The following is a 17,922-nucleotide window of genomic DNA, read 5'->3' as shown; positions in this document are numbered from 1 at the left end:
TAAAAGCCACGTCACGCCGGGCGCGCCCGGACGGCGCTGCGGTTGTAGCTCAGTTGGTTAGAGTACCGGCCTGTCACGCCGGGGGTCGCGGGTTCGAGCCCCGTCAACCGCGCCACCGCCCGTCCGATCCGCCCCGCGAAATGCGCGGTTGTAGCTCAGTTGGTTAGAGTACCGGCCTGTCACGCCGGGGGTCGCGGGTTCGAGCCCCGTCAACCGCGCCACTCCTTCCCCACAGCCCGAGACGGAGATCGCATGGCCCGCCTGTTGGACGAGCTGCCGCTGTCGCTGGCGGTCATCATGGCGCTGACGCTGGGCCTGGCCCCGTTCACGCCGGAACCGCATGTCTGGGAAAAGCTGAAGATGCTGGCGGCAGGCGACTTGCGGCGCGGGGTCGACATCTTCGACCTGTGCCTGCATGGGGCGCCCTGGGCGCTTTTGATGATCAAGATCGCGCGGATGGCGCGGCGCCCGGGCGGGTAAGGGGGCGGCTCCCGCCCGTCCTTGGCGGCGGGGCCGCCGCGTCCCGTTGGGCCGGGCGCCGCGCGTGCCGCGCGGCGCGGCAGCCCCCGGCCGCGATGGCGTGCGCCGGATCGCGCGCGTGTCGCTGTCACGAGTCTGCAACCTGCAGTTTACCACGCTGTCACGCAGCTGCCGCGTGGCTGAGACGTTGCGCGGCTAGGCTCCTGCCGGTTCAACCCCATGCAAGGAGCTTTCCATGACCGGCATTCATATCACCCGCCGCGCCGCGCTGGCCGGTACGGCCGCCTTGACCTCGGCGCTGGCGATTCCCGCGCTTAGCCGCGCCGCCAGCCGGCCCGAGATCGCCCATGGCGTGCAGTCGGGCGACGTGACGCATGACGGTGCGGTGGTCTGGGCCCGCGCCGACCGCCCGGCCCTGATACAGGTGGAATGGGCCACGACCGACAGCTTTGCCGATGCGCGCCGGGTGCAGGCCCTGCCGGTGGGCGAGCCCACCGATTTCGCCGGCAAGCTGGCGCTGGCGGGGCTGCCGTCGGACCAGGACATCTTTTACCGGGTGACGATGGCGGACCTGACCGACCTGGCGGCGACGTCCGAACCCGTGACCGGGCATTTCCGCACCGCACCGGCGGGGCTGCGCGACATCAGCTTTGTCTGGTCGGGCGACACCGCGGGCCAGGGCTGGGGCATCGACGAATCGCGCGGCGGCATGCGGACCTATGCCACGATGCTGGGCCATAATCCCGATTTCATGATCCATTCCGGCGACACCGTCTATGCCGATGGCCCGCTGCTGCCCGAGGTCGCGCTGAAGGACGGCACCACCTGGCGCAACGTGATGATTCCGCAAAAGGAAAAGGTGGCCGAAACCCTGGACGAGTTCCGCAAGCAGTATCTCTACAACATGATGGACGGCAATGTGCGTGCCTTCAACGCGATGGTGCCTGTGCTGTACCAGTGGGACGACCACGAGGTGACCAACAACTGGTATCCGAACGAGATGCTGGCCGCCGATGACCGCTATACCGAGAAATCGGCCGCGCTTCTGGCGTCGCGGGCGATGCGGGCGTTCCACGAGATGCTGCCGATCCGGTCGAACCTGACCGAGCCCTACCGGGTCTACCGCAAGGTGGCCTATGGGCCGCTTCTGGACGTTTTCTTCATCGACATGCGGACCTATCGCGGTGACAACACGGCGAATGACGAGACGAGCGCCACCGATTTCCTGGGCGCCGAGCAGAAGGCGTGGCTGAAGCGGGAACTGGCGGCCTCGACCGCGACCTGGAAGGTGATCGCGTCGGACATGCCGATCGGGACGATCGTGCGCGACGGCGAGAATTTCGAGAACGGCGCCAATGGCGACGGGCCAGTGCGCGGGCGCGAGCACGACATCGCCGAGATCCTGGCGTTCATCAAGCATGCGGGGGTGAAGAACACCGTCTGGCTGACGGCGGATGTGCATTAAACGGCCGCGCATCACTACAGCCCCGAGCGCGCCACGTTCCAGGATTTCGAGCCGTTCTGGGAATTCGTCTCGGGGCCGCTGCATGCGGGCACCTTCGGGCCGAACGACTATGACAACACCTTCGGCCCCGAGGTCCGGTTCGCCAAGGCGCCGAGCCCGGAGCAGGGCGTGAACCTGCCGCCATCGGACGGGCTGCAGTTCTTTGGCAAGGTGGATATCTCGGCGCGGACGGGTGTGATGACGGTCAGCCTGATGGACGTGGCCGATCAGGTGCTGTGGTCGACCGAGATCGCGCCGGTCATGGCCTGAGGCGGGGCGCGCGGCGGGCGGGGCGTTGGTCCCGCCCGCCGCGGGTCTTACGCGGCGAGGGCGGCGAGGATGCGCGCCCAGCTGCGGATGCCCTTGTGAAAGCTGTCGACGTCGTATTTCTCGTTCGGGGAATGGATCGCGTCGTCATCCTTGCCGAAACCGATCAGCATCGAGTCGAGCCCGAGGATATCCTTGAAATAGCCCGCCACCGGGATCGAGCCGCCGCAGCCGATGAAGGCGGCCGGGTTGGGCCATTCCTCGGACAACGCAGTGCGGGCCTTTTCGAAGGCGGGATCGCCGATCGCCATCTGGGCTGCGGGCGAGGCGCCGTGGCCATGGAAGTCGACGCTGCAATCGGGGGGCAGCATGCCACGGACCATCGCGCGGAAAGACTCGCGGATTTTCAGCGGGTCCTGCTGGCCCACGAGGCGGAAGCTGATCTTGGCCGAGGCCTTGGACGGCAGCACGGTCTTGAACCCCGCACCGGTGTAGCCGCCCGAGATCCCGTTGACCTCGCAGGTGGGGCGCGACCAGATCATTTCCAGCGGCGTGCGGTCCTTTTCGCCCGCGGGCGCGGACAGGCCCACCTCGCCCAGGAACCCGGCCGCGTCGAAACCCAGCCCCTGCCATTGCCGCGCCACCTCTTCGGGCAAGTCCGGCACGCCATCGTAGAAACCGGGCACCGTGACGCGCCCGTTTTCGTCATGCAGGGCGGCGATGATCCGGGCCAGCACCCGGATCGGGTTCATCGCGGCACCGCCATACATGCCGGAATGCAGGTCCTTGGCGGGGCCGGTGATGGTGATCTCTTCGCCCAGCAATCCGCGCAGCATGGTCACGATGCCCGGCGTACCCTCGGCGAAAAGGCCGGTGTCGCAGATCAGGGCGATATCGGCGTCCAGGTCGGCGGCGTTCTCTTTCAGGAAGGGCACCAGCGAGGGCGAGCCCGATTCCTCTTCGCCCTCGAAGAACATGGTGATCCGGGCGGGCAGGGTGCCGTGAACGGCCTTCCACGCGCGGCAGGCCTCGACGAAGGTCATCAACTGGCCCTTGTCGTCGCTGGACCCGCGGCCGCGGATCACCCGGCCGCGGGGCGTGTCCTCGATTGCGGGGTCGAACGGGTCGCGGTGCCACAGCTCCAGCGGGTCGACGGGTTGCACGTCGTAATGGCCATAGAACAGCAGGCGCGGGCCCGCGGTGCCGCCATGGCCCATCACCATCGGGTGGCCGGGTGTCGGGCGGGGGTGGGCGTCGAAACCGATGGCGCGCAGGTCCTCTGCCAGCCAGTCGGCGGCGGCGGCGCAATCGGCGGCATGCGCGGGATCGGTCGAAATCGAGGGAATACGCATCAGGGCCATTAGCCGGTCGAGCGCGTGGGGCAGGTCGGCATCGATTCGGGCGAGCACGGCGTCGAGGGTCATGGGGCAGGGCTCCGCTGGTGGTGATCGGGGGCGGAGCCTAACAGGCGCGCGAGGCCTGTCCAGAGGGGTGGCCGGGGTGCGGTGGCCGCGCTAGGGTCGGTGTGCAACGTCAGCCGATGGAGAACGGGATGCGGACGAGTTGGGCGATGGCCGTGGGCGCGGCGCTGGGGCTGGGCGTGGGGGCCGGTACCGTTTGGGCCGATGTCGTGGACGGGCGCACGGCACAGCGCCTTGTGTTCGATCCCGCAGAGGTGGCGATCACCCTGGTCCGTCACGATTTCCTCTCCGCGAAGGACCTGAAGGCGCTGGAACTGGTTGCCCGGCAGCAGAAATATTACGGCGCCATCGCGGTCGCACCGTCCGAGGGGCTGTTGTCCGAGGCGACGGTGGCGGCGGCGAATTACCACGATGTCGACGCGGCCGGCGTGGCGGCCCTGGCGGCCTGCGATTCGGCCCGCAAGGGCGGCGTGGCCTGCGTGATCGTGGCAGAGATCCGACCGACCGGGTGGGAGCCCCGGCAGATCGCCCTGAGCGCGGATGCGACCGAGGCGCTGGGCAAGACATACCGGCGGGCCAAGGCGCCGAAGGCGTTGGCCGTGTCGCCCGCGACCGGGATCTGGGCCGTGGCCGATGGCGTTGCGGCCGAAAGCGACGCGGTGGCCGACTGTGCCCGTCAATCGGGCAGCGGCGATTGCCGGGTGGTCGTCGCGGACCGCTGAAGGGTGCTGTCCAGTTTTCCTGACAGGCTTTATGTCAATCCAACTTGACAGAGGTCAAAGTCTGGCCATGCTGGAGGGCGTTAGCTTTTCCACAAGCGGGGGCGCGCGAACCACCTCCCAAGGCGATTCGTGGTGTGTCTGCGACAGTGGCTGCTTCGCAAGGAGGATGTTTCCGATCGGAACGCCGAAAGTCCGAACCGCGGCGATGAATCGCAGGAAAATGTGCATATCCGCGGCATCGCGCTTAGACATCTGGCGTTTTTGGAATATGAGTGAAGGGCAGGGATGAGAGGAGCGGCGTCTTCGTGGGGTCTGAGGGCCGGGGCACGGGACGCCAAAAAGGGGGGCGCCAAGCGGCACCCGCAAGGATGGAGACCCGGACATGTCCCGTGACAGGGTGTGAGGCCGGGCAACCAGGGGCCCATCGGCCCGAAAACGAAGGAGAGACCCGGTGGATTATACCGCAGCACTGGACGCCGCCATCAACCGGCTGCACGATGAAGGTCGTTACCGCACCTTCATCGACATCGAACGGCGCAAGGGGCAGTTCCCCAACGCCGTGTGGAGCCGGCCCGACGGCGCGCAGCAGGACATCGTCGTCTGGTGCGGCAACGATTACCTTGGGATGGGCCAGCACCCGGTCGTTCTGGACGCCATGCAGGACGCGCTGAGCGCCGCCGGCGCCGGGTCGGGCGGCACGCGCAACATCTCGGGGACCACGGTCTATCACAAGCGGCTGGAAGCCGAACTGGCCGATCTGCACCAGAAAGAGGCCGCGCTGGTCTTTACCTCGGCCTACAACGCGAACGACGCGACGCTGTCGACGCTGCCGCAGCTATTCCCGAACCTGGCGATCGTCTCGGACGAGCTGAACCACGCCTCGATGATCCAGGGGATCCGCCGCGGGCGCTGTGAAAAGCACATCTTCCGCCACAACGACGTCGCGCATCTGCGCGAAATCCTTGAGAAAATCGAGAAGGGGCGGCCGGTCGTGATCGCCTTTGAATCGGTCTACTCGATGGATGGCGATTTCGGCCCGATCGAGGAAATCTGCGACCTCGCCGACGAGTTCGGCGCGCTGACCTATATCGACGAGGTGCACGCGGTCGGCATGTACGGCCCCCGCGGCGCAGGCGTGTGCGAGCGTGACGGGCTGATGCACCGGATCGACATCATCAACGGCACGCTGGCCAAGGCCTATGGCGTGTTCGGCGGCTATATCGCGGGCACCGCCAAGATGTGCGACGCGGTGCGGTCCTATGCCCCGGGCTTCATCTTCTCGACCTCGCTGCCGCCGGCGGTGGCCGCGGGCGCCGCGGCCTCGGTCAACTTCCTCAAGACCGACACCAAGCTGCGCGAGAAGCACCAGGATCGCGCCCGCGTGCTGAAGGCCCGGTTCAAGGGGCTGGGCATGCCGGTCATCGACCATGGCAGCCACATCGTGCCGGTGATCGTGGGCGACCCGGTGCACACCAAGCTGATCTCGGACAAGCTCTTGGAACTGTACGGCATCTACGTTCAGCCGATCAACTTCCCCACGGTGCCGCGCGGCACCGAGCGGCTGCGCTTCACGCCCTCGCCGGTGCACACGCAGGAGCAGATGGATCTGCTGGTCCGCGCGATGGACGAGTACTGGTCGCACTGTGCGCTGAATCGCGCCGAGATGACCGCCTGATCACGTTCTGCGGGTGCAGCACTCCCGCGCTTGTGATAATGTGTCCACAGATGGGCGGCGATTCCCTTGGGTCGCCGTCCAATCTGGGGAAACAAAGACAGGCACGGGGCGGTTTTGATGATCAGGCGCAGGCAGCCGCGCGTCGCGGCTGAGGGCACTCAAGACATACCCAAAGGGTTCGATGCCTACGAACTGCGCCTTGGCGACGTCATGCGCGGGGAACGCGCCACCTTGGGCAAGTCGCTGCTGGACGTTCAGCGCGAGCTGAAGATCCGCGCCACCTATATCGCCGCCATCGAAAACGCCGATCCCACCGCCTTCGAGACGCCCGGGTTCATCGCGGGCTATGTGCGGTCCTATGCGCGGTACCTGGGGCTTGACCCCGAATGGGCCTACCGCCGGTTCTGCGAGGAAGGCAAGTTCTCGACCGTCCACGGGATGAACGCGGCTGCCGCCGCGCCGAACGCGCCGTCGCGGCGCAAGGCCGCCGACGGGCGCGATCCGCTGGCCGACCCGAACGCGATCTTCGTGCCACGGGGCGAGGCGTTCCTGTCGCGGATCGAACCCGGCGCGATCGGGTCGATGACCGTGTTGTTGGGCCTGATCGCGGTGCTGGGCTATGGCGGCTGGACGGTGCTGCAACAGATCCAGCAGGTGCGCCTGGCGCCGCTGGACCAGCAACCCGGCCTGATCGCCGATGTCGATCCGCTTGCGGCCACCGAAGAGGCGGTCCTGGCCGAGGCGCCGGTCACGCCGCCCTCGACCGAGGCGCTGGACCGGTTGTATCGCCCGCAGGCGCTGGACCGGCCGGTGATGGTGGCCCGCGACGGCCCGATCGCGACGCTGGACCCGGGCGAGATCGGCGTTCTGGTATCGGACCGGCCGAACAATCACCTGGTCGCCCAGGTCGAACCGGAAATGCGTCAGCCCGGGGCACCCGAGGCGCCTGCACAGGTACAGGTCGTGGCCGAGGCCAGTCTGCCCGAGGTGGCGATCATCGCCGCCCGCCCGGCCTGGGTGCGTGTGTCGGCCGCGGACGGGACCGTGTTGTTCGAAAAGATCCTGGATGCCGGCGAAAGCTATGTCCTGCCCGAGACCGACGAGCCGGCGCGGCTGCGCGCGGGCAATTCGGGCGCGGTCTATTTCGCGGTGAATGGCCAGACCTATGGCCCGGCCGCCCCCGGCGCACAGGTCGCCAAGAACATCGAGCTGTCGGCCGACCGGTTGACTGAACGCTTCCAGCTGGCCGATGTGGCGGCCGATCCCGATCTTGCCGTGGCGCTTGCCCAGAACGACGTCGCCGTTCCGTCGCAATGACGCGAGCGCGACAGGGCGCGCGTTGCGGCGACTCGGGCAATCCTTTATCGAGTAAGCGAAAAGAGTCTTCGCCGGACAGGAATACCCGATGTCGCTGAACGCCGTGCGCCCCTGGCGCAGTATCGACCGCCGTAAATCCCGCCAGATCCATGTCGGCCCCGTCGCCGTGGGGGGCGATGCGCCGATTTCGGTGCAGACCATGACGAACACCGTCACGACCGATGTGAAGGGCACGATCGACCAGGTCTTGCGGGCTGCTGAAGCCGGGGCCGATATCGTGCGCGTGTCGGTGCCGGACGAGGACTCCTCCCGTGCGCTCAAGGAGATCGTCGCCGAAAGCCCGGTGCCGATCGTCGCCGACATCCACTTCCACTACAAACGCGGGATCGAGGCGGCCGAGGCGGGCGCGGCCTGCCTGCGGATCAACCCGGGCAATATCGGCGATGAAAAGCGCGTGCGCGAGGTCATCAAGGCCGCCCGCGACCACGGTTGTTCCATGCGGATCGGGGTGAATGCCGGAAGCCTGGAAAAGCACCTGCTGGACAAGTACGGCGAGCCGTGCCCCGAGGCGATGGTCGAAAGCGCGCTGGAGCATATCCGCATCCTTGAAGACAATGATTTCTTCGAGTTCAAGATCTCGGTCAAGGCGTCCGACGTGTTCCTGGCCGCCGCCGCCTACCAGGGCATTGCCGAGGCCACCGATGCCCCGCTGCACCTGGGCATCACCGAAGCCGGCGGCTTCGTGTCGGGCACGATCAAGTCGGCGGTGGGCCTTGGCAACCTGCTGTGGTCGGGCATCGGCGACACGATCCGCGTGTCGCTGTCGGCCGACCCGGTCGAAGAGGTCAAGGTCGGCTACGAGATCCTCAAGGCGCTGGGCCTGCGGCACCGGGGGGTCAACATCATCTCTTGCCCGTCCTGTGCGCGGCAGGGCTTTGACGTGATCAAGACCGTCGAGGCGCTGGAAAAACGGCTTGAGCATATCAAGACGCCGATGAGCCTGTCGATCATCGGCTGCGTGGTGAACGGGCCGGGCGAGGCGCTGATGACCGATGTCGGGTTCACTGGCGGCGGCAACGGCAACGGCATGGTCTATCTGGCCGGCAAGCAGGACCATCGCATTTCGAACGAAGAGATGATCGATCATATCGTTGCGCAGGTGGAAAAGAAGGCCGCCGAGATCGAGGCCGCCCAGGCGGCGTCCGACGCCGAAGCCGCCGAGTAGCCTGCGCCGCGTATCGGACTATCTGCGGGGGACCAGAAAGGGAGCCCCCGCAGGATGCACGATTTCTATTCCGACACGCAGACCCGACCGACCCGCGCGATGCGCGAGGCGGCCCTTGACGTGCCCTTGGGCGACGAGCGCCACGACGCGGACCCGCCCACGATGGAGTTGTGCGCGCGGGTGGCGGACATGCTGGGGATGGAGGCGGCGCTGTTCCTGCCCTCGGGGACGATGTGCAACGAGATCGCCATCGCGGTGCATACGCGTCCCGGCGACGAGGTGATCTGCACGCGCGACAGCCATATCATTTTCGCCGAAAGCGGCGGGCCCGCGGCCCTGTCGGGGGTGATGATGCACCCGCTGGATTGCGAGCGGGGGATGATGACGCCCGAACAGGTGCTGGACGCGGTGCGCCCGCGGTCGGCCCATGCGCCGCGAAGCCGGCTTTTGGTGGCCGAGCAGACGGCGAACCTGGCGGGCGGCGCGGTCTGGCCGGTGGAACAGTTGAACGCGGTGGCCGAGGCCGCGCGGGGGGCGGGGCTGGCCACGCATCTGGACGGGGCGCGGATATTGAACGCGCAGGTGGCCACCGGTGTGCCCGCGGCCGATTATGCCAAGGGGTTCGACAGCGCGTGGATCGCATTCACCAAGGGGCTGGGATGCCCGGTGGGGGCGGTGCTGGCGGGGTCGCGCGATTTTGTCGACAAGGCGTGGTTGCTGAAACGGCGCTGGGGCGGCGCGATGCGCCAGACCGGGGTTCTGACGGCGATGTGCCTTTATGCGCTGGATCACCATGTCGAGCGGCTGGCCGAGGACCACGCGCTGGCCCGCGCAATCGGGGCACGGCTGGCCGATCTGCCCGGCATTGCCCGGGTCTTGCCGGTCGAGACCAATATCGTCATTGCCGATCTGGCGGACCGGGTGCCCGAGGCGCGCGACCTGGCGCGGCGATTGCGCGCGCGGGACGTGACGGTGACCGTGGTCGGCCGGCGCCGCTTGCGCATCGTGACGCATCTGGACGTGGGGCCGGCGGATGCCGATGCCCTAGTCGCGGCCTTGGCGGCCGAGGCGGTGCCGGCCTGAGCGGCCGGCGCCGTCGTCAGTCGGCGCGGACCTGCGCGACGACCTCGCGCATCCCGTCCAGCGGCATGTAGCCCCGCAGCATCTGGGTTTCGATGACGAAGGTCGGCGTGCCGGAAATCTGCATCCGCTGCGCAAGGTTGTGGTTCGCGGCCAGCACCGCCTCGACCTCGGGGGCCTGCATCCGGCCCATGATGGCGCCGGTATCCAGACCCAGAGAGTCGCCCAGCGTCTTGAGGCTGTCCTCGGTGATATTGCCGCGGAAGGTGATCAGCGCGTCATGCACCTTCTTGTAGGCGTCCGCGCCGGCAAGTTGAAGCGTTGCGACGGCGAAGCGCGAGGACAGCACCGATTGGTCGCCCAAGATCGGGAATTCCTTGACGACGAAGCGGATATTCCCGTCGCTGGCCACCAGTGCGGCCACATCGTCATGTGCCTTGCGACAGTAACCGCAGCGATAGTCGATGAATTCGACCAGCGTGATGTCGCCGTCGGGATTTCCGCCGACCCAGGACTGGCCGTCCCGGAACAGCTCGTCTGCATTGACCTGAACGAGGGTTTCGTCGTTCTGGGCCTGGGCCTCGGCCTGGCGCTGTTCCAGCACGCCGATCGCCTCCATCAGCACCTCGGGATTGTCCATCAGGTAGCTGCGCACCTCGGCGCGGAAGGCCGTGCGCTCGTCCTCGGTCATGGCGGTCAGGTCGAGGGCCTGGGCCGGCAGGGCAAGGCCAAGGGCCAACAGGGTGGCAGCGGGCAAGCGGGTCATGCGTATGTCTCCATTCGTGGGTTGTCCCTGTTGCAGCACATCCCGCGCGCGGGGCCAATGGCAATTTCCCCGCAATCGGTCACTTATCGCGGCGCTGCGCCGCCATGATGCCGGGCGGGGTGGATCATTTCCGCCGCTTCGCGCTTTCGGCCAGCGACAGGACGTCCTGTGCCCTCAGCCAGCCCGGCGATCCGCGCGGCAGCAGCCCCGACGCACGTTTCGCATGGACCAGGGCGGTATCCATCCGTCCGCCGACCGCATAGCGTTCGGCCGTCGCCAGCGCGGCCATGCCGTCATGTCCGGCCCGGGCGTGGGCCAGTGCCAGGTCGCGCAGCATCCGGGGGTCGCGCGGGTCGCGGGCGCGGGCCTTTTCCAGAACCGCCAGCGCCTGCCGGTTGGCCTGCGCGCTGTCCAGCGCCAGCAGGGCGCGGCCGTGACCCGCCAGGATCAAGGGTTCGTCCGGGGCAAGCGCGACGGCGCGGGCATAGGCATCGACCGCGGCGCCGACGCGGCGGGATTCCAGCAGGATCTGGCCCTTGAGTTCCTGCACGAAGGGGTCGTTCGGCCGGGCCTGTTCCAGGCGTGCCATCTCGGCCAGGGCCTTGTCGGGGGCGGGGGTGCGGTGATGGGCGATGGCCCGGCGCATCATGCCCACAGTGCCGGTATCGCCGGCCGCCTTGCGCAGGGTGAAGCGCGGGCTTTGCAGGAACGCGCCCAGCTTGCCCCGGGCGCGGGCATACCAGTATTCCGCGGTTTCGTCCCCGGCCGCCTGGCCGCCATAGGCCGCGGCAAAGCCCCGGAGCGCGCGCAACCGATCGGCGGTCAGCGGGTGGGTGCGCACGTACGGGTCCTGGCGGGTGGAACTGAGCGCCTCTTGCCCGCGAAACAGGTCGAGCACGTCGACCATCGCCTGCGGGTCGACCCCGGCGCGGGCCATGTAGCGCACGCCGGCCTGGTCGGCCGAGGATTCCTCGGCGCGGGTATGGGCGAAGAACAGCCGCTGCGCGGACGAAGCGCTTCCCATGGCGATGCCGGCGCCGGCCTCGGCGTTCCCGGTGGCGGCGACGGCCAGCGACATCAGCAGGCCCATCGCCGCGGCCGAATTGGCGCCGCGCAGGTTCGCCAGCCGCCGGGTGATGTGGCCGTTTGCGATATGCGCGATCTCGTGGGCGATCACCGCCTGCGCCTCGGCCGCGCTTTCCAGCCGCAGCAGCAGGCCGGAATGGATCATGATCGTCTGGCCATCCAGCACGAAGGCGTTCATCGCGCTGTCGTTGATGACCATGACGCGCAGCGAAGAGGGGCTGATCCCGGCGGCGGTGGCCAGCGGCCGGGCCAGTTGCCGCAGCGCGTATTCGATCTCGGCATCGCGGATCAGGCTTTGCGCGCGCGCGGCCAGCGGCGCAAGCAGAAGGATCAACGCCAGCAGCAGCGCTTGCCGAAGGGGCCGCCGGATGGCTGCCATTGACCTTGTCCCCCCGCGCTGGAAGAAAGCCTGCATGACAAGCACCCTAAGGAGGCGGGCATGAGGGTTTCAAGCCGCGGCGATGTCGATCCCTTCATTGTGATGGACGTGATGGCCGCCGCCGCGCGGGCCGAGGCCGAGGGCAAGCGGATCATCCACATGGAGGTCGGCCAGCCGGGCACACCCGCCCCCGCCGCCGCGCGCGCCGCCCTGGCGCGCGCGATGGAAGACGGGCCGCTGGGCTATACGGTGGGCCTGGGCCTGCCGGCGCTGCGTGCGCGCATCGCGCGGCTTTATGGCGAGTGGTACGGGGTCGACCTGGACCCCGAGCGGGTGGTGATCACGCCCGGGTCGTCGGGGGGATTCACGCTGGCCTTCACCTCGCTTTTCGACGTGGGGGCGCGGGTGGGCATCGGGGCGCCGGGCTATCCGTCCTACAAGGCGATCCTGCAGGCGCTGGGGCTGGAAACGGTGATGATCCAGACCGAGGCCCAGCACCGGCTGCAGCCGGTTCCGGGCGATTTGCCGGACGATCTGGATGGGTTGCTGGTGGCCTCGCCCGCGAACCCGTCGGGCACGATGCTGGACCGCCACGCGCTGGGTGCGCTGATCGGGGCCTGTGAGGAGCGCGGGGCGGCCTTCATCTCGGACGAGATCTATCACGGCATCGAGTACGAGCGGAAAGCCGTGACCGCGCTGGAGATCACCGACAAGACCTATGTGATCAATTCGTTCTCCAAGTATTTCTCGATGACGGGCTGGCGCGTGGGCTGGATGGTCGTGCCCGAGGCGCATATCCGCCGGATCGAGCGGCTGGTGCAGAACCTGTTCATCTGCGCGCCGCACGCGTCCCAGGTGGTCGCGCTGGCGGCGCTGGATTGCGAGGACGAGTTGCAGGCCAACATGGAGGTTTACCGCCGCAACCGCGCGTTGATGATGGAGGGGCTGCCCAGGGCCGGGTTCGACCGCATCGCGCCGCCCGATGGGGCGTTCTATGTCTATGCCGACGTGTCCCACCTGACCGATGACAGCCGGGCCTTTGCCGCCGAGATCCTTGAACAGGCGGGGGTCGCCGTCACGCCGGGGCTGGATTTCGATCCCGTGCGCGGGGCGGGCACGCTGCGGTTTTCCTATGCCCGTTCAACCGAGGATATCGAGGAGGGGCTTGCCCGCCTTGCGCGCTTCATGGCGGCGCGCTGAGGTGGAGGAGGGGCGCAAGGGCATCCTGGCGATGGTCGCGGCCTGTGTCGTCTGGGGCCTGTCCTCGATGTATTACAAGCTGTTGGCCCATGTGCCCCCCGAAGAGGTCTTGGGCCACCGCACCTTGTGGTCGCTGGTGTTCTTCGGGGTGGTGCTGGCCGCGCAGGGGCGGCTGGGCGAGCTGGGGCGGCTGTTCACGGTGCCGCGCGCGCTGGCGGTGGTGGTGCTGGCGGCATTGATGATCTCGGTCAACTGGTTCCTGTTCATCCTGTCGATCCAGATCGGCCACGCGGTCGAGGCGTCGCTGGGCTATTACATCTTCCCGCTGGTCGCGGTGGCGCTGGGGTTCGCGGTGCTGGGCGAACGTCATTCGGTGACGAAATGGGTGGCGGTGGGGCTGGCCTGTGTCGCGGTGGCGGTGCTGACCTGGGGGCTGGGCGTTGCGCCCTGGGTGGCGCTGGCGCTGGCCGCGACCTTCGGGGTTTACGGGCTGCTCAAGCGCGGTGTGCCCGCGGGGCCCGTGGTGTCGGTGACGGCCGAGGTTCTGTTGCTGGCGCCGCTTGCGCTGGTCTGGCTGTGGGGCGTGCATGTGCAGGGCTGGGCGGGGCTGACCGGGCGGACGCTGGGCACCTTTGGGCACGACCTGTCGGACAGTGTGCTGCTGATGCTGTCGGGGCCGCTGACGGCGACGCCGCTGATCCTGTTCTCATACGCCTCCAAGAGGGTCAGCTATGCCACGGTCGGGTTGGTGGGATACATCAATCCCACGCTGCAATTCCTTGTTGCAACGCTGGTTTTCCGCGAGGCATTCACGCAGTGGCACGGCATCGCCTTCGGCCTGATCTGGGCGGCGCTGGCGCTGTATTCGGCGGAAAGCCTGCGTCAGGAAAGGGCCGCGCGCAGGGCGTCGGTCAGGGTGGCGACGTCGGGCACGACGCGCACATAGTCTCGCAGGCTGGGCTCGGCGAAGCCTTCGGCGATGAAATGGTCGATCAGCGCGGTCAGCGGCGCCCAGAACCCGCCCGAGGACAACAGGAAGATCGGTTTCTGGTGCAGGCCCAGCTGGCGCCAGGTCAGAACCTCGAAGAATTCGTCCAGCGACCCCGCCCCGCCCGGCAGCACCACGATCGCGTCGGAGTTCATGAACATGACCTTCTTGCGCTCGTGCATGTTCTCGGTGACGACGAAGGTGGTCAGGTCGCGTTTGCCGACCTCGCGGTCGAAGAGGTGCACCGGGATCACCCCGAAGGTTTCGCCGCCCGCGGTCTGGGCGGCGCGGGCCACCCGGCCCATCAGCCCGACATCGCCCGCGCCATAGACCAGCCGCCAGCCCTGTTCGGCCAGGATGCGCCCGAACGCTTCGGCCTCGGCGGCATGGGCCGGGTCGCGCCCGTCGCGCGAGCCGCAGAAGACGCAGATCGAAGGGGGGCGGGCGGTCATGGGCGGGCCTTGGCTTTGGGGATTTCTGGACCCGTGATAGCGGGGTTGCTATGGTCCCGCAAGCATGCGCGCGGGGCGCCGCGGTGAGGGGGGGCGATGGCGGACGGCAAGCGTAAATGGGGCCTTTGGACCTGGGTCCTGATCGGGGGCGAGGTGCTCTTGGTGCTGCTGGTGCTGAACTGGTTCCTGACCCAGGACCGGGACGGCGGCAAGCCGGCCCCGGCGCCGGCACCCGCCGCGCCGGAACAAGCCGACCGGGCCGCCGGTGCACCGAAAACGGTTCCGCCGCGCGAGGCGCCGCTGGCCGCGGATGCCAAACGCACCCAGCGCGCCGCGCAGGATGACCCGGCCCCGCCCGATTTCGATCTCGTCCGGGTCGACCCCGAGGGCGGCGCCGTTGTCGCGGGGCGGGCCGTGGCGGGGAGTTCGGTTGTCCTGATGGTCGAGGGCCGCGAGGTGGCGCGCGCCGAGGCGGGCCCGGACGGGGCCTTTGCGCTGTTCGCCGACCTGCCGCCCGACATGCAGCCGCGGCGCCTGTCGCTGCGCATGGACCTGGCCGATGGGCGCAAGATCGCCGCGGCGGGCACGGTGATCCTTGCACCGGCGGCCGCGCCAGAGCCGGCCCGGGCCGAGGTGGCCGCGCCGCCGGCCGAAACGGTGTCACTGGCCGCGCCCGGGCCGGACCGCGAGGGGCGCGCCGGAACCGTGGCCTCCGCACCGGACGCGACGGACCCCGCGGCGCCGGGGCCCGATCCTGCCGTGGTGGCCGAAAGGGCGGTCGCAACGGCCACGCCCGGGGGCGAGGCCGCGCCGGCCATTCCCGCGCCGCGCGCGCCCGCGGTGCTTTTGTCGGACGCGGGCGGCGTGCGGGTTCTGCAGCCGCCCGAGGGCGATCTGCCGCCCGGCGCGGCAGGGGTGTTGATCGAGGCGATCTCGTACGATGCGGGCGGCGCGGTGATCCTGGCCGGGCGAGGCGCGGCCGGGGGGGCGCTGCGGCTCTATCTCGACAATGCCGCCATCGCGGAGGGCCGCATCGACGAGGCGGGCCGCTGGCGGCGGCGTCTCGATGGGGTCGATCCCGGTGTCTATACCCTGCGGGCGGACCTGCTGAACCCCGATGGCACCGTCGCCGCCCGGTTCGAGACGCCGTTCCAGCGCGAACCGGCCGAAACCATACTGGCCGCGGCGCCCGCCCCCGGCCCGGACCCGGACGGCGCCGCGGCCCGGGTGATCACCGTGCAGCCCGGTTTCACGCTTTGGGGGATCGCCGACCGGACCTATGGCAGCGGGTTCCAGTACGTGAAGATCTTTCGCGCCAACCGTGACCAGATCCGCGACCCCGACCTGATCTACCCGGGCCAGGTTTTCGACCTGCCGGCGGGTGACTAGGTCACTGGTATTTCCCTTTCTCGCGCATTAGGGTTGAGGGACTCCCTGAAACGGACCCGATCCATGCGCCGCGGACGCCGCCCCACCACAGCCGATCTGTCGCAGCTCGACCGCGAGAGGGGCATGCGCACCATTCGCAAGGTGGCGCCGTATCTCTGGCCCGAGGGGCAGGCCTGGGTGAAACGCCGCGTCGTTCTGGCTTTGCTGGCCCTTGTTCTGGCCAAGATCGTGTCGGTCCTGACGCCGTTTCTGTACAAGGCGGCGGTCGACAGCCTGACCGGCGAAGGCGCCTCGGACGCCATGCTGATGGCGGTCAGTGCCGTCGGCCTGACGGTTGCCTATGGCATGGCGCGGCTGATGAGCACCGGCTTTCAGCAGTTGCGCGATGCGATCTTCACCCGCGTGGCGCAGCGGGCCCTGCGGCGGCTGGCGCTGGAGACCTTTACACATATCCACAACCTGTCGCTGCGCTATCACATCACCCGCAAGACCGGCGGCCTGAGCCGGATCATCGAGCGCGGCGTGAAGGGGGTGGAGTTCCTGCTGCGGTTCCTGTTGTTCAGCATCGGACCGCTGGTGCTGGAACTGCTGATGGTGGGGGTGATCTTCGCGCTGGCCTTCGATATCTGGTACCTGGCCGTGGTGGCCGTGGTGATCGCGGCCTACATGAAGTTCACCTTCGTCGTGACCGACTGGCGGGTTCAGATCCGCCGCAAGATGAACGAGCAGGACACCGATGCCAACCAGAAGGCCATCGACAGCCTGCTGAACTTTGAAACGGTCAAGTATTTCGGCGCCGAGCGGCGCGAGGCCGAGCGCTATGACCAGGCGATGGCGGGTTATGAAGAGGCCGCGATCAAGACGTCCTATTCGCTGGCCTTCCTGAATTTCGGACAGGCCTTCCTGATTACCGGGGGGCTGATCGCGGTGATGGTGATGGCGGCGATGGGGGTGCAGGCGGGCACGCTGACCGTGGGCGATTTCGTCATGGTCAACGCCTACATGATCCAGATCACCATGCCGCTGAACTTTCTCGGGACGGTCTACCGGGAAATCCGCCAGAGCCTGATCGACATGGCGGACATGTTCGACCTGCTGGAACAGCCCGCCGAGGTGGAGGACAGGCCCGGCGCGCCCGACCTGAAGGTCACCGGCGGCACGGTGGAATTCCGCGATGTGCGTTTCGGTTATGATCCCGAGCGGCCGATTCTGAAGGGCGTGAGCATCCAGATCCCCGCAGGCCGCAAGGTCGCCATTGTCGGGCCTTCGGGGGCGGGCAAGTCGACCATCGGGCGGCTGTTGTTCCGGTTTTACGATGTCGGCGACGGCGCCGTCCTGATCGACGGGCAGGACCTGCGCGATGTCACGCAGGAATCGCTGCACGCGCAGATCGGCGTGGTGCCGCAGGACACGGTGCTGTTCAACGACACCATCTATTACAACATCGCCTATGGCCGACCTGAGGCCACGCGGGACGAAATCGAGGCCGCCGCGCGGGCGGCCAAGATCCATGATTTCATCGCGGGGCTGCCGCTGGGTTACGAGACGCTGGTGGGCGAGCGGGGGCTGAAGCTTTCGGGCGGCGAGAAACAGCGCGTGGGGATCGCGCGGACGCTGTTGAAGAACCCGCCGATCCTGCTGTTGGACGAGGCGACCTCGGCGCTGGATTCCGAGACCGAGGCGGGCATCCAGGCGCAACTCAAGGCGATGGGCGAGGGGCGCACGGTGATCGCCATCGCGCACCGGTTGTCGACCATCGTCGATGCCGACGAGATCGTGGTGCTGGAAGAGGGTCGCGTGGTCGAGCGCGGCACCCACGAGGCGCTGGTCGCGCGCGCCGGGCGCTATGCCGCGATGTGGCAGCGCCAGCAGGCCGGCGAGGACGAGGATATCGCCGCGGCCTGAGACGCGGCCGCGCGGGGCGGCGCCGGTTCGGGACGAAAAAGGTTGTCTTGGCGTTCCGTGATACCA

The 17,922-nt window shown here is 68.2% G+C and carries 14 protein-coding genes, 2 tRNA genes and 1 pseudogene; 13 read left to right on the top strand and 4 right to left on the bottom strand.

Features of this window, described 5'->3' with window-relative positions; translation table 11 throughout:
• Positions 1–38 precede the first annotated feature (38 nt).
• The 4 genes and pseudogenes from EV662_RS07540 (at position 39) to EV662_RS07525 (ending at position 2,254) form a co-directional block, all read left to right on the top strand.
• A tRNA-Asp gene (locus EV662_RS07540) sits at positions 39–115 on the top strand.
• 29 nt (positions 116–144) lie between these two features.
• Positions 145–221: transfer RNA gene (locus EV662_RS07535), tRNA-Asp, on the top strand.
• Positions 222–252: 31 nt separating this feature from the next.
• The gene (locus EV662_RS07530; protein WP_132461537.1) at positions 253–480 is read left to right on the top strand and encodes an RND transporter; all 228 of its coding nucleotides are present in this window, start codon (positions 253–255) and stop codon (positions 478–480) included.
• Between the two features lie 235 nt (positions 481–715).
• Positions 716–2,254: pseudogene (locus EV662_RS07525) on the top strand (alkaline phosphatase D family protein).
• A gap of 47 nt (positions 2,255–2,301) precedes the next feature.
• Here EV662_RS07525 and EV662_RS07520 read toward each other — a convergent pair.
• Positions 2,302–3,675, bottom strand: a complete 1,374-nt coding sequence (locus EV662_RS07520) for a M20/M25/M40 family metallo-hydrolase (RefSeq protein WP_132461536.1) — start codon at positions 3,673–3,675, stop codon at positions 2,302–2,304.
• A 128-nt stretch (positions 3,676–3,803) separates the two neighbouring features.
• Here EV662_RS07520 and EV662_RS07515 point away from each other — a divergent pair, with 128 nt between their 5' ends.
• From EV662_RS07515 to EV662_RS07495, 5 genes are all read left to right on the top strand, one after another.
• The gene (locus EV662_RS07515) at positions 3,804–4,394 is read left to right on the top strand and encodes a 5-aminolevulic acid synthase (RefSeq protein WP_132461535.1); all 591 of its coding nucleotides are present in this window, start codon (positions 3,804–3,806) and stop codon (positions 4,392–4,394) included.
• A 451-nt stretch (positions 4,395–4,845) separates the two neighbouring features.
• Entirely contained in the window at positions 4,846–6,069 is a 1,224-nt protein-coding gene (hemA, locus tag EV662_RS07510; RefSeq protein WP_132461534.1) for a 5-aminolevulinate synthase, read from the top strand.
• A gap of 114 nt (positions 6,070–6,183) precedes the next feature.
• On the top strand, positions 6,184–7,386 hold the full coding sequence (locus EV662_RS07505; protein ID WP_425056997.1) for a helix-turn-helix domain-containing protein: 1,203 nt from the start codon (positions 6,184–6,186) through the stop codon (positions 7,384–7,386).
• An 88-nt stretch (positions 7,387–7,474) separates the two neighbouring features.
• Positions 7,475–8,611 carry a flavodoxin-dependent (E)-4-hydroxy-3-methylbut-2-enyl-diphosphate synthase gene (gene ispG, locus EV662_RS07500; protein ID WP_132461532.1) on the top strand — a complete coding sequence of 379 codons (1,137 nt, stop codon included), beginning with the start codon at positions 7,475–7,477 and terminating at the stop codon, positions 8,609–8,611.
• A gap of 54 nt (positions 8,612–8,665) precedes the next feature.
• Entirely contained in the window at positions 8,666–9,694 is a 1,029-nt protein-coding gene (locus tag EV662_RS07495) for a threonine aldolase family protein (RefSeq protein ID WP_132461531.1), read from the top strand.
• 16 nt (positions 9,695–9,710) lie between these two features.
• Here the strand turns inward: EV662_RS07495 and EV662_RS07490 are convergent, their stop codons facing one another.
• Entirely contained in the window at positions 9,711–10,457 is a 747-nt protein-coding gene (locus EV662_RS07490) for a DsbA family protein (protein ID WP_132461530.1), read from the bottom strand.
• 124 nt (positions 10,458–10,581) lie between these two features.
• Entirely contained in the window at positions 10,582–11,922 is a 1,341-nt protein-coding gene (locus tag EV662_RS07485; protein WP_132461529.1) for a M48 family metalloprotease, read from the bottom strand.
• A 60-nt stretch (positions 11,923–11,982) separates the two neighbouring features.
• Here EV662_RS07485 and EV662_RS07480 point away from each other — a divergent pair, with 60 nt between their 5' ends.
• On the top strand, positions 11,983–13,122 hold the full coding sequence (locus tag EV662_RS07480) for a pyridoxal phosphate-dependent aminotransferase (RefSeq protein WP_132461528.1): 1,140 nt from the start codon (positions 11,983–11,985) through the stop codon (positions 13,120–13,122).
• A gap of 1 nt (position 13,123) precedes the next feature.
• Positions 13,124–14,068: an EamA family transporter RarD gene (gene rarD / locus EV662_RS07475; protein WP_132461527.1), complete on the top strand. Its 945-nt coding sequence runs from the start codon at positions 13,124–13,126 to the stop codon at positions 14,066–14,068.
• Here the strand turns inward: rarD and EV662_RS07470 are convergent.
• Entirely contained in the window at positions 14,005–14,562 is a 558-nt protein-coding gene (locus EV662_RS07470; RefSeq protein WP_132461526.1) for an LOG family protein, read from the bottom strand. The two genes, rarD and EV662_RS07470, sit on opposite strands and share 64 nt — an antisense overlap.
• A gap of 96 nt (positions 14,563–14,658) precedes the next feature.
• On the opposite strand from EV662_RS07470, the gene EV662_RS07465 reads away from it, so the two are divergent.
• Positions 14,659–15,951: a LysM peptidoglycan-binding domain-containing protein gene (locus EV662_RS07465; RefSeq protein ID WP_132461525.1), complete on the top strand. Its 1,293-nt coding sequence runs from the start codon at positions 14,659–14,661 to the stop codon at positions 15,949–15,951.
• A 63-nt stretch (positions 15,952–16,014) separates the two neighbouring features.
• Positions 16,015–17,856, top strand: coding sequence for an ABCB family ABC transporter ATP-binding protein/permease (locus EV662_RS07460; protein WP_132461524.1), 1,842 nt, complete (start codon positions 16,015–16,017; stop codon positions 17,854–17,856).
• The last annotated feature ends 66 nt before the right edge of the window (positions 17,857–17,922 follow it).

Source organism: Rhodovulum marinum (assembly GCF_004343075.1).
Classification (GTDB): Bacteria; Pseudomonadota; Alphaproteobacteria; order Rhodobacterales; family Rhodobacteraceae; genus Rhodovulum; species Rhodovulum marinum.
The sequence above is the reverse complement of the archived record's forward strand: the minus strand, read 5'-3'. Positions and strand labels throughout refer to the sequence as shown.

Bases quoted from the DNA above. Each gene is read 5' to 3' on its own strand.
- EV662_RS07460 (WP_132461524.1), top strand. From the start codon at position 16,015: ATGCGCCGCGGACGCCGCCCCACCACAGCCGATCTGTCGCAGCTCGAC.
- EV662_RS07470 (WP_132461526.1), bottom strand. From the start codon at position 14,562: ATGACCGCCCGCCCCCCTTCGATCTGCGTCTTCTGCGGCTCGCGCGAC.
- EV662_RS07515 (WP_132461535.1), top strand. From the start codon at position 3,804: ATGCGGACGAGTTGGGCGATGGCCGTGGGCGCGGCGCTGGGGCTGGGC.
- ispG (WP_132461532.1), top strand. From the start codon at position 7,475: ATGTCGCTGAACGCCGTGCGCCCCTGGCGCAGTATCGACCGCCGTAAA.
- EV662_RS07520 (WP_132461536.1), bottom strand. From the start codon at position 3,675: ATGACCCTCGACGCCGTGCTCGCCCGAATCGATGCCGACCTGCCCCAC.
- EV662_RS07490 (WP_132461530.1), bottom strand. From the start codon at position 10,457: ATGACCCGCTTGCCCGCTGCCACCCTGTTGGCCCTTGGCCTTGCCCTG.
- EV662_RS07530 (WP_132461537.1), top strand. From the start codon at position 253: ATGGCCCGCCTGTTGGACGAGCTGCCGCTGTCGCTGGCGGTCATCATG.
- EV662_RS07485 (WP_132461529.1), bottom strand. From the start codon at position 11,922: ATGGCAGCCATCCGGCGGCCCCTTCGGCAAGCGCTGCTGCTGGCGTTG.
- EV662_RS07495 (WP_132461531.1), top strand. From the start codon at position 8,666: ATGCACGATTTCTATTCCGACACGCAGACCCGACCGACCCGCGCGATG.
- EV662_RS07480 (WP_132461528.1), top strand. From the start codon at position 11,983: ATGAGGGTTTCAAGCCGCGGCGATGTCGATCCCTTCATTGTGATGGAC.
- EV662_RS07465 (WP_132461525.1), top strand. From the start codon at position 14,659: ATGGCGGACGGCAAGCGTAAATGGGGCCTTTGGACCTGGGTCCTGATC.